This window comes from Cupriavidus sp. USMAA2-4 (genome assembly GCF_001854305.1).
Taxonomy (GTDB): Bacteria; Pseudomonadota; Gammaproteobacteria; order Burkholderiales; family Burkholderiaceae; genus Cupriavidus; species Cupriavidus malaysiensis.
Genome location: NZ_CP017748.1, coordinates 3,225,183 through 3,237,352, shown reverse-complemented (window position 1 = coordinate 3,237,352; position 12,170 = coordinate 3,225,183). Strand labels below are relative to the sequence as shown.

The following is a 12,170-nucleotide window of genomic DNA, read 5'->3' as shown; positions in this document are numbered from 1 at the left end:
AGGGGCCGCAGCGGTACTGCGGCCAGCCCTGTCCCCCTCACATATTGTCGATCATCACCTGGCCGAAGCCCGAGCACGACACCTGCGTCGCTCCTTCCAGCAGCCGAGCGAAGTCGTAGGTGACGCGCTTCGACAGGATGGACTTCTCCATCGAGCGGATGATCAGGTCGGCGGCTTCGGTCCAGCCCATGTGACGCAGCATCATTTCGGCCGACAGGATCTCCGAGCCCGGGTTCACGTAGTCCTTGCCGGCATACTTCGGCGCGGTACCGTGCGTGGCCTCGAACATGGCCACCGAGTCCGACAGGTTGGCACCCGGAGCGATGCCGATGCCGCCCACCTGGGCCGCCAGCGCGTCGGAGATATAGTCGCCGTTCAGGTTCAGCGTCGCGATCACCGAGTACTCGGCCGGACGCAGCAGGATCTGCTGCAGGAAGGCATCGGCGATGGCGTCCTTGATGACGATGTCGCGGCCGGTCTTCGGGTTCTTGAACTTGCACCACGGGCCGCCGTCGACCAGCTGGGCGCCGAACTCCTGCTGGGCCAGTTCATAGCCCCAGTCGCGGAAGGCACCCTCGGTGTACTTCATGATGTTGCCCTTGTGCACCAGCGTCACCGACGGCTTGTCGTTGTCGATGGCGTACTGGATCGCCTTGCGCACCAGGCGCTGCGTGCCCTGCTTCGAGACCGGCTTGATGCCGATGCCGGAAGTATCGGGGAAACGGATCTTCCTGACCCCCATCTCGTTCTGCAGGAAGGCGATCACCTTGCGCGCCTGCTCGCTCCCGGCTTCCCATTCGATGCCGGCATAAATATCCTCCGAGTTCTCGCGGAAGATCACCATGTCGGTCTTCTCGGGCTCGCGCACCGGCGACGGCACTCCCTTGAAATAGCGCACCGGGCGCAGGCAGACATAGAGATCGAGCTGCTGGCGCAGCGCCACGTTCAGCGAGCGGATGCCGCCGCCGACCGGGGTGGTCAGCGGCCCCTTGATCGACACCACGTATTCCTTCAGGACATCGAGGGTTTCGTCGGGCAGCCACACATCGGGACCGTAGACCTTGGTGGACTTCTCGCCTGCGTAGATCTCCATCCAGGAAATCTTGCGCTGGCCGCCGTAGGCCTTGGCTACCGCGGCGTCCACCACCTTGAGCATCACCGGCGTGATGTCGAAGCCCGTGCCATCCCCCTCGATGAAGGGAATGATGGGATTGTCCGGTACGTTCAGCGAAAAGTCCTGGTTGACCGTGATCTTTTCGCCAGCCGGAACTTTGATGTGTTGATACATGACGTCTCCAGTGCGGAACGGGGTTGTAACGGCCGCCGTCGCTTGCGTGAGCGGACAGCGAGATAGGGACACAGCAGGAGATTGTAGCGGGCGAACGTGTCTTGCATCCGCCACATCGCCGTGCCCCGATCGGTGATCGCGCCGAAAGTCTTATATAAGACATAAGACTATATTTAAATTATGCAGCAATTTCCCGGCAGCCGCCATGGCCCGCCGACAGTGTCCGCGTGCATCGAGCCTCGGGCATACTTCGGCCCCATGACCTTGCTCGCCCTCAACAAGCCGTACAACACCATGAGCCAGTTCTCGCCGCACCCGACGCGGCCGACGCTGGCCGAATGCGTGGCCGTGCCCGGCGTCTACCCGGCCGGCCGGCTCGACGCCGACAGCGAAGGCCTGCTGCTGCTGACCGACGACGGTGCCTTGCAGGCCCGCATCGCCGACCCGCAGCACAAGCTCGTCAAGACCTATCTGGCGCAAGTGGAAGGCGTGCCCGACGAGGCCGCCCTGCAAGCACTGCGCGCAGGCCTCGACCTCGGCGACTTCCGCACGCTGCCGGCGCAGGCGCGCCTGGTGGATACGCCAGACACCCTGTGGCCGCGCGATCCGCCCATCCGCTACCGCGCCGCCATCCCCACCACCTGGGTAGAACTGCGTATCCGCGAAGGCAAGAACCGCCAGGTGCGACGGATGACCGCAGCCGTCGGACACCCGACGCTGCGCCTGGTACGCACGGCGATCGGTGGCCTCGACCTGTTCACGCTCGGGCTGATGCCTGGCGAATGGCGGGAAATCACACCGGCTCTGCTCGGCCTGTCCGGCCCCGCCAGCCCCGGGCGGCAGGCTCGCGCGCCGGTGGTGAGGCGCAAGGGTTACAAACGCTAACAAATGCCGGAAAGATTCCTGTCTCTCTCGCGTCAACCGATCGCGTGGTGGCCCCGTTGTTGATCGTGACACGTCCAATTACGCGTCATCACTTCCGAATGCGTTCAAATTTCGAGGGAATCGCAATGAACAAACTGATCGCTGCTGCTCTGGTTTCCGGCCTGTTCGCCACCGGTGCATTCGCCCAAGCTTCGGCTCCGGCTGCTGCTGACGCTGCAGCGCCCGCTGCCAAGGCTGAAGCGAAGCCCGCCAAGAAGAAGCACAGCAAGAAGAAGCACGCCAAGAAGGCCGCTTCGAAGGCAGAAGCCGCTCCCGCCTCCGCTCCGGCAGAAGGCGCTTCGAAGTAAGACTTCGGAAGTCGCTTCGCACCGCCTCGGCGGTGCGTGCAAAGGCAGGCAGTCCCTCGGACGGCCTGCCTTTTTTCATGCGCGTGCCGCGCGGCACGCAAGCCTGTGTCCGGGTTATCCTTGCGCCTGGCCTTTCCCTTCCCCTAACGCAGTAACGCTGACCCCACGCCTACGCCATGTCTCCCGCGTCCAAGATCCTGCTTCAACTTGCCGCCTTGACCGCCACCACGCTCGCCTTCGCACAAGGCGCAGCCGCGCAGGCGCAGACCGGCCTGCCGGAGATCCAGCTGACCGCCGGCATGTACGCGATCCAGACCGAAGTGGCTGCCACACCGGAGTCGCGCGAGATCGGCTTGATGTACCGCAAGACCATGCCGGCGAGCCACGGCATGCTGTTCGTCTTCGAGCAGAAGGCCGGCAACTGCTTCTGGATGAAGAACACCGACCTGCCGCTGTCGATCGCCTTCCTGGCCGATGACGGCACCATCGTCAATATCGAGGACATGGCGCCGCAGACCGAGGACAACCACTGTCCGCGTGCGGCGGTGCGCTACGCGCTGGAGATGAACCAGGGCTGGTTCAAGCAGAAGGGAATCAAGGCCGGCGCGCGCATCGGCGGCCTGCCGAGGGCGCCGCAGATGCGCTGAGGCGCCCGGACGGGCGCCGCCGCTCAGTCGCGGAAGTTGTTGAAGTCGAGCGGCGCCTCGGAAACGTCCTTGCGCAGCAAGGCGATGACGCTCTGCAGGTCGTCGCGCTTGGTGCCCGACACGCGCACGGCGTCACCCTGGATGCTGGCCTGGACCTTGATCTTGCTGTCCTTGATCATGCGCACGATCTTCTTGGCCAGGTCGCCCGTCACTCCCTTCTTGATGGTGACGACCTGCTTGACCTTGTCGCCGCTGATCTTTTCAACCTTGCCGTAGTCGAGGAAGCGCACGTCCACGTTGCGCTTGGCCATCTTGTTGATCAGCACGTCCTTGACCTGGCCCAGCTTGAAATCGTCGTCGGCGAAAGCGGTCAGCTCACCTTCCTTCTGCTCGACGCGGGCGTCGGATCCCTTGAAGTCGAAGCGCGTCGAGATCTCCTTGTTGGCCTGCTCGACGGCATTCTTCACTTCGACCATATTGGCTTCGCACACTACGTCAAACGACGGCATTTCTTTCTCCTGATAAGCAATTGCCCCGGAAGCGCCGCGCCTGGCGCCAGCGCTTCCGTATAATCCTGCCAACTCCGCAGTCCAGGCCGGCCCTCGTCATTCGGCGGCCGCCTCATCCAGATCCCGCATGGCAGATCTCCACGAATTTTATCCCCTGCGCCGCCACAATACATTCGGATTCGACGTCCGCGCGCGCTTCGCGGCACATGTGCGCAGTGAAGACGACCTGGTGGCGGCGCTCGCCGACCCGCGCGTGGCGGGGTTGCCGGTACTGGTGCTCGGCGGCGGCAGCAATGTGGTGCTGACCGCCGACCTGCAGGCGCTGGTACTGCTGATGGAAATCCCGGGATTTTCGGCCCGCGCCTCCGAAACGGCATGGCTGGTCACGGCCGGCGCCGGCGAGAACTGGCACGCGCTGGTGTGCCGCACCGTGACCGAGGGCATGCCCGGACTGGAAAACCTGGCGCTGATCCCTGGCACGGCGGGCGCCGCTCCCATCCAGAACATCGGGGCCTACGGCGTCGAGTTGCGCGAGCGCTTCGCCTCGCTGCGCGCCTACGACCGCGCCAGCGGCACCTTCGTCGAACTCGATGCGGCGCAATGCGCCTTCGGCTACCGCGACAGCCTGTTCAAGCAGGCAGGCAAGGATCGCTACATCATCACGGCGGTCACGCTGCGCCTGCCGCGGCCGTGGCAGGCGGTGCTCGGCTATGCCGAGCTGGCGCGCGAGCTGCACGACGAACCGGCCCCCGGCGCTGCCGCCATCCTCGACGCCGTGGTAGCCATCCGCTCCCGCAAGCTGCCCGACCCGACGCGCATCGGCAATGCGGGCAGCTTCTTCAAGAATCCGGTGGTCAGTGCCGCGCAAGGCGCGGCACTGCTCGCCGTCCATCCCGGAATGGCGCACTACACGCAGGCCGACGGCCGCATCAAGCTGGCGGCCGGCTGGCTGATCGACCAATGCGGTTTCAAGGGGGTGCGCGACGGCGCGGTCGGTGTCTACGAGAAGCAGGCGCTGGTCCTCGTGCATCATGGCGGCGGCAACGGCGCACAGCTGCTGGCGCTGTCCACCCGCATCGCCGACGCGGTGCAGGCGCGCTTCGGCGTGCGCATCGAGCCCGAGCCCGTCGTCCTGTAGGCCGGGCCACGGAGCCAGACCTGCGTCAAAGAGGGTCGTCGGAGAGAAACTCGCGGCGGATGTCCACCGAGCCGCGCTTGCCGACATCCTTGAAGTGGTTGGCCAGCCAGGCCTGCGCCGCCGTGCGGCCGCGCTCCTTCAGCATGACGAGGAAATTCCAGTGCGTGACCAGCTTGGTCGAGGAGGACAGATCGGCCAGCGCGTCATCGGCGCGGATGGAATGCATCAGCAGGTACTTGAGGCGATCGCGGTATTCCGGTCTCAGCCAGTCTTCGTCGAGCAGCTTCTGCACGAAGGCGATGGCGCGGAACTCGCGCAGCAGCGAGGCGTTGAAGGTGATCTCGTTGAGCCGCTCCATCACCTCCTGCGGCTGCGTGGGGACACCGGGGCGACGGATCGGATTGATATGGACGATCAGGATGTCGCGCGTGTCGGTCTGGTAGAACAGCGGGAACAGGGCCGGATTGCCCATGTAGCCACCATCCCAGTAGTGGCGACCCTCGATCTCGACGGCCGGGTACAGGTAGGGCAGGCAAGCCGAGGCCAGCAGCGCGTCCAGCGTGATGTCCTGCTTCTGGAAGACGCGCACATTGCCGCTGTTGACGTCGGTGGCTGCCACGAACAGCTTGGTGCCGGCGCAACAGCGCACGCGCTCGAAATCGACCTGGGCAGCGAGCAGGTCGCGCAGCGGGTTGTACTTGCCGCCCTGGGCCGAGGCATTCCACCAGCCGGCCCACATCTTCGTCCATTCCTGCAGCGGCCAGCCGCCATGGTGGTTGCCCGCCAGCCAGTCGGCCGTCTGCTGGCCGAAGGTGGAGAACGGCGAGCCCGTGCGGGAAACGCCGTACCAGAATTCATGCAATTTCTCGCGGGCGCGCTCGCGCCCGCCTTCAGCCATGCCATCCACCAACAGCACGGCGTTCATCGAGCCGGCGCTGGTGCCGCTGATGCCGTCGAAGTCCAGCCTGCCGTCTTCCAGCAGGGCGTCAAGCACGCCCCAGCCGAAGGCACCGTGGGCGCCGCCGCCCTGCAGGGCGAGGTTGATCATCTTAGGATCGCGCGACATGGCACTCCCTCCCGCTTGCCAGGCGGCCGGCGGCGCGGCAGGCGCTGCCGGCCCGGCGTGCTCAGCCGTAGTGGCAGACGTAGTCCAGCGTTTCCAGTACTTCGATGTCGAAGTTGCTGTTGCCGGGCACGCTGAACTGCTGGCCGGCGCCGTAGGTCTGCCATGCGTCCGACCCGGCCAGGCGGATGCGGCAGCTGCCGCCATTGATCTCCATGATCTCGGGCGCGGCGGTGCCGAAGTTCAGCTTGGCGGGAAAGATCACGCCGAGCGTCTTGCGGGTGCCGTCCGGGAACAGCACCGTATGGCTGACGCACTTGCCGTCGAAATAGAGATTCGCCTTCTTGACGACGGACACGTTGTCGAACTGGGTCATGCAATCACTCCTTGCTGCTGGCCGGTGGCCGGCGCCTGCCGGTTGCCGGCCGGGTTTTCGAATCCTGGCCCACCGTGTGAAAAGAGGGGCCGCGCGGCCCCTCCCCATTCACTTCATCGACTTCATCGACTCGCCCCGCAACCAGCCGCGCGTGCCGCGCCGCCGGCCTCCTTGCGCCTTCAATAGCGGCCGCAGAGCAGGTATTCCATCAGCGCCTTCTGCACGTGCAGGCGGTTCTCCGCCTCTTCCCAGACCACGCTCTTGGGTCCGTCGATCACCGCTGCCTCGACCTCCTCGCCGCGATGGGCCGGCAGGCAGTGCATGAACAGGGCGTCGGCATTGGCGCGGTCCATCATCGCGGTGGTCACCATCCACTGCTGGAAGGCACGCTTGCGGGTCTCGTTCTCGGCCTCGAAGCCCATGCTGGTCCACACGTCGGTGGTGACCAGGTCCGCGCCCTGGCAGGCCGCCAGCGGGTCGTCGAACACCTTGAGGTGGGGGGCCGCGGTGGCGGGCACCATGGCCGGATCGAGCTGGTAGCCCGGAGGCGCGGAGAAGTGGAACTGGAAGTCCAGCCGCTCGGCCGCCTGGATCCAGGTATAGGCCATGTTGTTGGCGTCGCCGATCCAGGCCACCGTCTTGCCCTGGATGCTGCCGCGCTTCTCGATATAGGTGAAGACGTCGGCCAGCACCTGGCAGGGATGGTACTCGTTGGTCAGGCCGTTGATGACCGGCACGCGCGAATGCGCCGCAAAGCGTTCGATGATGTCCTGGCCGAAGGTGCGGATCATGATGATGTCCACCATGCGGGAGATCACCTGTGCCGCATCCTCGATCGGCTCGCCCCGGCCCAGCTGCGAATCGCGCGTGTTGAGGAACACGGCATGGCCGCCGAGCTGGTGGATGCCGGCCTCGAAGGACAGCCGCGTGCGCGTCGAATTCTTTTCGAAGATCATGGCCAGCGTGCGGTCGTGCAACGGGTGCCATGTCTCGTAGTTCTTGAACTTCGCCTTGAGGATCCGCGCGCGGTCCAGCAGGTACTCGTACTCCTCGGGAGACAGGTCGCTGAACTGGAGGTAATGCTTGATCGGGGTTGAGCTCATAAAACAAAGAAGGCGGCTCGGTGATGACACGCTGCCACCGATGCCGGGTGGCGAGGCGCGTCGCGGAGCCGCCTTTCGCGTCGCTTGCGCAATTTAACTGCAAGAATCATAAGGGATTATTTACCCTTTGGCGAGCCCGGAGGGACCCCGATCCGGCACCCCGGCACCGCCGCAGCCTTATGCGCAGGTCTTATATAAGATATAATACCCGCTGATTCACGCGGGGCGCGGCAACCCCATGCCCCCGCCCGCCACAGGCATCAAAAGTGCCCCTGCAAGCACCGACGCCCCGCAGACCGACCGGCTGGAAGCGAACCAACGCTCGCCGGCCGCGTCAAACCCGGCGCCCGTGCTCGCGGGTCTTACGCCGAGTCACCCTCCAGCCGCAGTCGTCTCATGACCCCCAACGTTCGCGAATATTTCATCCAAGGCATCACCAAGGAAGGCAAGACCTTCCGCCCGAGCGACTGGGCAGAACGGCTGTGCGGCGTGATGGCGCAGTTCCGCCCCGAAGGCGACACCGGCGACCCCCGCCTGACCTATTCACCCTATGTCCGCCCGGTGATTGCCGGCGGCGTCAAAAGCGTGGTCGTGGACGTCCGCCTCAAGGAGATCGAGCCCAAGGCCCTGGATTTCGTGCTGAATTTCGCCCGCGACAACAACCTGCAGCTGGTCGAGGCCTGCTCGCTCGGCTGAGCCCACTCCATCTCCGCCCCCCCCCTTCCCCGCCTCGCGGCCCGGCACCGACCCTCCAGGCCGCGACGAAACACTGCGCACAAGACAAACAAGACACAGCACGCAGGCACGCAATCGTCCGGCAGTCCGGCAACTGAAAGCGGAGGCCAGGAAAACAAAAAGCCCGTCACATGGACGGGCTTTTTGCTGGACGACGACCCTGGCGGATCGCCGCGACCGCGCGACCGGAGCCGCGCGCAAGCTTGCCGGAATCAGGCAGCCATCGACTTGATGGCAGCCGACAGGCGCGACTTGTGGCGTGCAGCCTTGTTCTTGTGCACGATCTTCTTGTCGGCGATGCTGTCGATCACGGCCTGCGAGTTCTTGAAGATCTCGGCAGCAGCAGCCTTGTCGCCAGTGGCGATCGCCTTGCGAACAGCCTTCACGGCGGTACGCAGACGCGAGCGCAGGCTGGAGTTGTGGGCGTTCTGGGCGACGGCTTGGCGCGCGCGCTTGCGGGCTTGTGCGGAATTTGCCATTTACTTAGTTTTCCTGAATTCAGATGCGTGCCCCGGGGACACAGCCAAAAATGCACATCTAGCGGCCCGGGATGCACGGTAAAGCACAGATAACCGAATCCGGAACGCAACTGTCCTTGTGAATCGGCGATTATACACACAGAGCAGCCGTAAACGCAAGAAGGAATCCCGCCCAACGACGGGACGGTCCGCCGCCTGCCCGATCCGTATAATAGGCGCCACTTCGGCCCGCGTGGTCCCGCTGCAACTTCCCCGCGCCCGCGTCGTCTGATTCCTGGCCCGGCGGCCCGCCGGTGCAAGTCCATCCGATTCCGCACCGACGCCGCGGCCGCACGGCCAGCGCCGGCGCTTTGCTCGCTCCAGCCTCCATCTTGAACCTGCTCAAAGCGCTCGCCACCATCAGCAGCCTGACCATGCTCTCGCGCATCACGGGCCTGGTGCGCGAGATCCTCATCGCACGCGCCTTCGGGGCCTCGGACATGACCGATGCCTTCAACGTGGCCTTCCGCATCCCCAACCTGCTGCGCCGCATCTTCGGCGAGGGCGCGTTCTCGCAAGCCTTCGTGCCCATCCTGGGCGAGTACCACAGCAAGCGCGGCGAGGCCGACACCCGGCGCCTGATCGATGCCGTCGGCACAGTGATGACCTGGGTCCTGATGGGAGTCTCGCTGCTGGGCGTGATCGGCGCCCCGGTGGTGATGACCGTGGTGGCGACCGGCTTCCGCGGGCAGAGCGAGACCTATACCGCGGCTGTCTTCATGACGCGGGTGATGTTCCCCTATATCGGCCTGATTTCCCTGGTCGCGCTCGCTTCGGGCATCCTCAACACCTGGCGACGCTTCGCCGTGCCGGCCTTCACCCCGGTGCTGCTCAACCTGTGCCTGATCTTCGCCGCGCTCTTTGTCGGCCCGCACATGCGTGAACCGATCTACGCCCAGGCCTGGGGCGTGCTGGTGGGCGGCATCCTGCAGCTCATCATCCAGATCCCCGCGCTGCGCCGGATGGGCGTGATGCCGCGCATCGGCGTCAATGTCCGCGCCGCCTGGGCCGACGCCGGGGTGCGGCGCATCCTGAAGCAGATGGTGCCGGCGCTGATGGCCGTCTCGGTGGCCCAGATCAGCCTGATCATCAATACCAATATCGCTTCGCGGCTGGCCGCAGGCAGCGTCTCCTACCTGACCTACGCCGACCGCCTGATGGAATTCCCCACGGCGCTGCTGGGCGTGGCGCTGGGGACCATCCTGCTGCCCAGCCTGTCGAAGGCCAGCGCCGAAGCCAACCATCACGAGTATTCCGGCCTGCTCGACTGGGGACTGCGGCTGACCTTTCTGCTGGCCCTGCCCTGCGCGGTCGGGCTGTTCGTGTTCGGCACGCCGCTGACGGCCGTGCTGTTCAACTACGGCAAGTTCAACGGCCACGCGGTGGAAATGACGCGGCAGGCGCTGGTGGCCTACGGCACCGGCCTGCTCGGCCTCATCCTGATCAAGATCCTGGCCCCGGGCTTCTATGCGCGGCAGGACATCCGCACCCCGGTCAAGATCGCGGTGGCCGTGCTGGTCATCACCCAACTCGCCAACCTCGCCTTCGTGCCCCGCTTCGGCCACGCCGGCCTGGCGCTGTCGATCAGCCTGGGCGCCACCCTCAACGCCCTGATGCTGTTCATCGGCCTGCGCCGGCGCGGCCTCTACGAACCGGCACCGGGGTGGACATTGTTCCTCGCGCAACTGCTGGCTGCGGTCACGCTGCTGTCCGGGCTGCTGCTGTGGTTCGCGCGCAGCTTCGACTGGGTCGCCCTGGGCAGCACGCCGCTGCTGCGCGTGGCCCTGCTGGCATCGTGCCTGGTACTTGCGGCGGTCGTCTACTTCGGTACACTGTGGCTCATGGGGCTGAGATTCACTGCCTTCAAGCGCAAGGCCGGCTGATCCGCCGCGCCGAAGGCCACGGCGGAACGTATCCGGCGCGCCAGCCAGGACGCGGCGCCCTGCGCCGCTTCAGGAACCCGATATGACCACCACGAAAGTCCTGGATTACTTCGCCAGCCTCGTGGCCGACGATGGCGGCATCCCGCTGACAGAGACGGCGCTCTCCCTTGCCCAGGACGCCTACCCCGACCTCGACCTGCAGGGCGAACTCGCCGCGCTGGACCTGATGGCCCTGCGGCTCAAGCGCCGGATCGCCGAGGGCACGCCCGCCATCCAGCGCCTGCGCCTGCTCAACCATTTCTTCTATCGCGACCTTGGCTTCGCGGCCAATGCCAACGACTACTACAACCCGGACAACTCCTACCTGAACGCCGTCATCCGGCAACGGCGCGGCATCCCGATCTCGCTCGCGGTGCTGTACATGGAGCTGGGACAGCAGATCGGACTGCCACTCAAGGGGGTGTCCTTCCCCAACCACTTCCTGGTCCGGATGTCGATCCCCGCCGGTGAGGTGGTGCTGGATCCGCTCACCGGTGAAACCCTGTCGAAGGAACAACTGCAGGAGATGCTCGATCCCTACCTCGAGCAGGAGGGCATCCGCGGCAGCGGCGAGGTGCCACTGGGCTTGTTCCTGCAGACGGCCAGCCACCGCGAGATCATCGCGCGCATGCTGCGCAACCTGAAGTCCATCTATCTGCAGGAGTCGCGCTGGCAGCGCCTGCTGGCGGTGCAGAACCGGCTGGTGATCCTGCTGCCCGGCTCGATCGAGGAAGTGCGCGACCGCGGCCTGGCCTACGCCAACCTGGAATGCTTCCGGCCGGCACTGGCCGACCTCGAGGCCTACGTGGCAGCGCGGCCCGATGCCGCCGACAGCACGCAGATCCGCGACCGCATGCCGGCACTGCGGCTGATGAGCCGGAGCTTGAGCTGAATTCCTGACCTGCCCCCCAGGCACTGACCAAGCCAAAAACAAACGGGCCGCTCACGCGGCCCGTCGGCTTGACCGAGGCAGGCCGAGCGTTTCAGCGCTGCGCCCGCGTGGGATTGCCGCGCCCGCCGCGCACCAGCTTCCACAGGCCACCCAGCAGCAGGGGCACCACGGCAGCGCCGATGCCGGCCAGCACGATCAGGTTCAGGTACTGCTTGATGAAAGGCAGGTTGCCGAAGAAGTAGCCGGCAAAGACCAGGCCGGCCACCCAGCCTACGGCGCCGATCACGTTGAACATCTGGAAACGGCCGAAGCTCATCTGCGACACACCGGCCACGAAGGGCGCGAAGGTGCGCACGATGGGGACGAAGCGCGCCATCACCAGCGTCTTGCCGCCGTGGCGTTCGTAGAAATCATGGGTGCGGCGCAGTGCCTTCTGGTCGAGGAAGCGCCAGTGCAGGTCGAACACCTTGGGTCCGATCCAGCTGCCGATCAGGTAATTGACGGTGTTGCCGCCGATGGCCGCAGTCAGCAGCAGCCCGATCAGCACCCATTCGTTCATGGCGCCGGTGGCGCAGAAGGCGCCGGCGATGAACAGCAGCGAGTCGCCCGGCAGGAAGGGCACCACCACCAGGCCCGTCTCGGCGAAGACGATCAGGAACAGCAGGGCGTAGACCCAGGACCCGTACTGCTGGATCACGGTGCCCAGGTATTTGTCGACGTGCAGCAGTATGTCGATGAACTGCAATG

General features: G+C 65.5%; 14 protein-coding genes. 7 read left to right on the top strand and 7 right to left on the bottom strand.

Annotated elements, in window-relative coordinates; all coding sequences use genetic code 11:
- Positions 1 to 37 precede the first annotated feature (37 nt).
- A complete protein-coding gene (icd, locus tag BKK79_RS14360; RefSeq protein ID WP_071037923.1) occupies positions 38 to 1,288 on the bottom strand; it encodes an NADP-dependent isocitrate dehydrogenase in 1,251 nt (416 codons plus the stop codon).
- Between the two features lie 258 nt (positions 1,289 to 1,546).
- On the opposite strand from icd, the gene BKK79_RS14355 reads away from it, so the two are divergent.
- From BKK79_RS14355 to BKK79_RS14345, 3 genes are all read left to right on the top strand, one after another.
- Positions 1,547 to 2,173 (top strand): pseudouridine synthase, encoded by a 627-nt coding sequence (locus BKK79_RS14355; protein ID WP_071015213.1) that lies wholly within the window; start codon positions 1,547 to 1,549, stop codon positions 2,171 to 2,173.
- A gap of 125 nt (positions 2,174 to 2,298) precedes the next feature.
- Positions 2,299 to 2,520 carry a hypothetical protein gene (locus BKK79_RS14350; protein WP_071015215.1) on the top strand — a complete coding sequence of 74 codons (222 nt, stop codon included), beginning with the start codon at positions 2,299 to 2,301 and terminating at the stop codon, positions 2,518 to 2,520.
- A 176-nt stretch (positions 2,521 to 2,696) separates the two neighbouring features.
- Positions 2,697 to 3,167, top strand: a complete 471-nt coding sequence (locus BKK79_RS14345; protein ID WP_083384141.1) for a DUF192 domain-containing protein — start codon at positions 2,697 to 2,699, stop codon at positions 3,165 to 3,167.
- A gap of 23 nt (positions 3,168 to 3,190) precedes the next feature.
- Here the strand turns inward: BKK79_RS14345 and BKK79_RS14340 are convergent, their stop codons facing one another.
- Positions 3,191 to 3,676, bottom strand: a complete 486-nt coding sequence (locus BKK79_RS14340) for a YajQ family cyclic di-GMP-binding protein (protein WP_071015218.1) — start codon at positions 3,674 to 3,676, stop codon at positions 3,191 to 3,193.
- A gap of 127 nt (positions 3,677 to 3,803) precedes the next feature.
- Between BKK79_RS14340 and murB the strand changes: the two genes are divergently transcribed.
- Complete coding sequence (gene murB / locus BKK79_RS14335; RefSeq protein ID WP_071037922.1) at positions 3,804 to 4,814, top strand: UDP-N-acetylmuramate dehydrogenase; 1,011 nt, start codon at positions 3,804 to 3,806, stop codon at positions 4,812 to 4,814.
- A gap of 25 nt (positions 4,815 to 4,839) precedes the next feature.
- On the opposite strand, the gene BKK79_RS14330 is transcribed toward murB, so the two are convergent.
- The 3 genes from BKK79_RS14330 to argF form a co-directional block, all read right to left on the bottom strand.
- The gene (locus BKK79_RS14330; protein ID WP_071037921.1) at positions 4,840 to 5,880 is read right to left on the bottom strand and encodes a patatin-like phospholipase family protein; all 1,041 of its coding nucleotides are present in this window, start codon (positions 5,878 to 5,880) and stop codon (positions 4,840 to 4,842) included.
- Positions 5,881 to 5,941: 61 nt separating this feature from the next.
- Entirely contained in the window at positions 5,942 to 6,253 is a 312-nt protein-coding gene (gene ppnP / locus BKK79_RS14325) for a pyrimidine/purine nucleoside phosphorylase (protein ID WP_071037920.1), read from the bottom strand.
- 179 nt (positions 6,254 to 6,432) lie between these two features.
- The gene (argF, locus tag BKK79_RS14320; RefSeq protein WP_071037919.1) at positions 6,433 to 7,356 is read right to left on the bottom strand and encodes an ornithine carbamoyltransferase; all 924 of its coding nucleotides are present in this window, start codon (positions 7,354 to 7,356) and stop codon (positions 6,433 to 6,435) included.
- A gap of 396 nt (positions 7,357 to 7,752) precedes the next feature.
- Between argF and BKK79_RS14315 the strand changes: the two genes are divergently transcribed.
- Positions 7,753 to 8,052: a DUF3579 domain-containing protein gene (locus BKK79_RS14315; protein ID WP_071015232.1), complete on the top strand. Its 300-nt coding sequence runs from the start codon at positions 7,753 to 7,755 to the stop codon at positions 8,050 to 8,052.
- Positions 8,053 to 8,303: 251 nt separating this feature from the next.
- Here BKK79_RS14315 and rpsT read toward each other — a convergent pair whose 3' ends face one another.
- Positions 8,304 to 8,570, bottom strand: a complete 267-nt coding sequence (gene rpsT / locus BKK79_RS14310) for a 30S ribosomal protein S20 (RefSeq protein ID WP_071015234.1) — start codon at positions 8,568 to 8,570, stop codon at positions 8,304 to 8,306.
- A gap of 371 nt (positions 8,571 to 8,941) precedes the next feature.
- Here rpsT and murJ point away from each other — a divergent pair, with 371 nt between their 5' ends.
- Both murJ and BKK79_RS14300 read left to right on the top strand, forming a co-directional pair.
- Entirely contained in the window at positions 8,942 to 10,492 is a 1,551-nt protein-coding gene (gene murJ / locus BKK79_RS14305) for a murein biosynthesis integral membrane protein MurJ (RefSeq protein ID WP_071015237.1), read from the top strand.
- 82 nt (positions 10,493 to 10,574) lie between these two features.
- Positions 10,575 to 11,423: a SirB1 family protein gene (locus BKK79_RS14300; RefSeq protein WP_071015240.1), complete on the top strand. Its 849-nt coding sequence runs from the start codon at positions 10,575 to 10,577 to the stop codon at positions 11,421 to 11,423.
- A 91-nt stretch (positions 11,424 to 11,514) separates the two neighbouring features.
- Here the strand turns inward: BKK79_RS14300 and BKK79_RS14295 are convergent, their stop codons facing one another.
- Positions 11,515 to 12,168, bottom strand: coding sequence for a VTT domain-containing protein (locus BKK79_RS14295; protein ID WP_071015243.1), 654 nt, complete (start codon positions 12,166 to 12,168; stop codon positions 11,515 to 11,517).
- Positions 12,169 to 12,170: the final 2 nt, after the last annotated feature.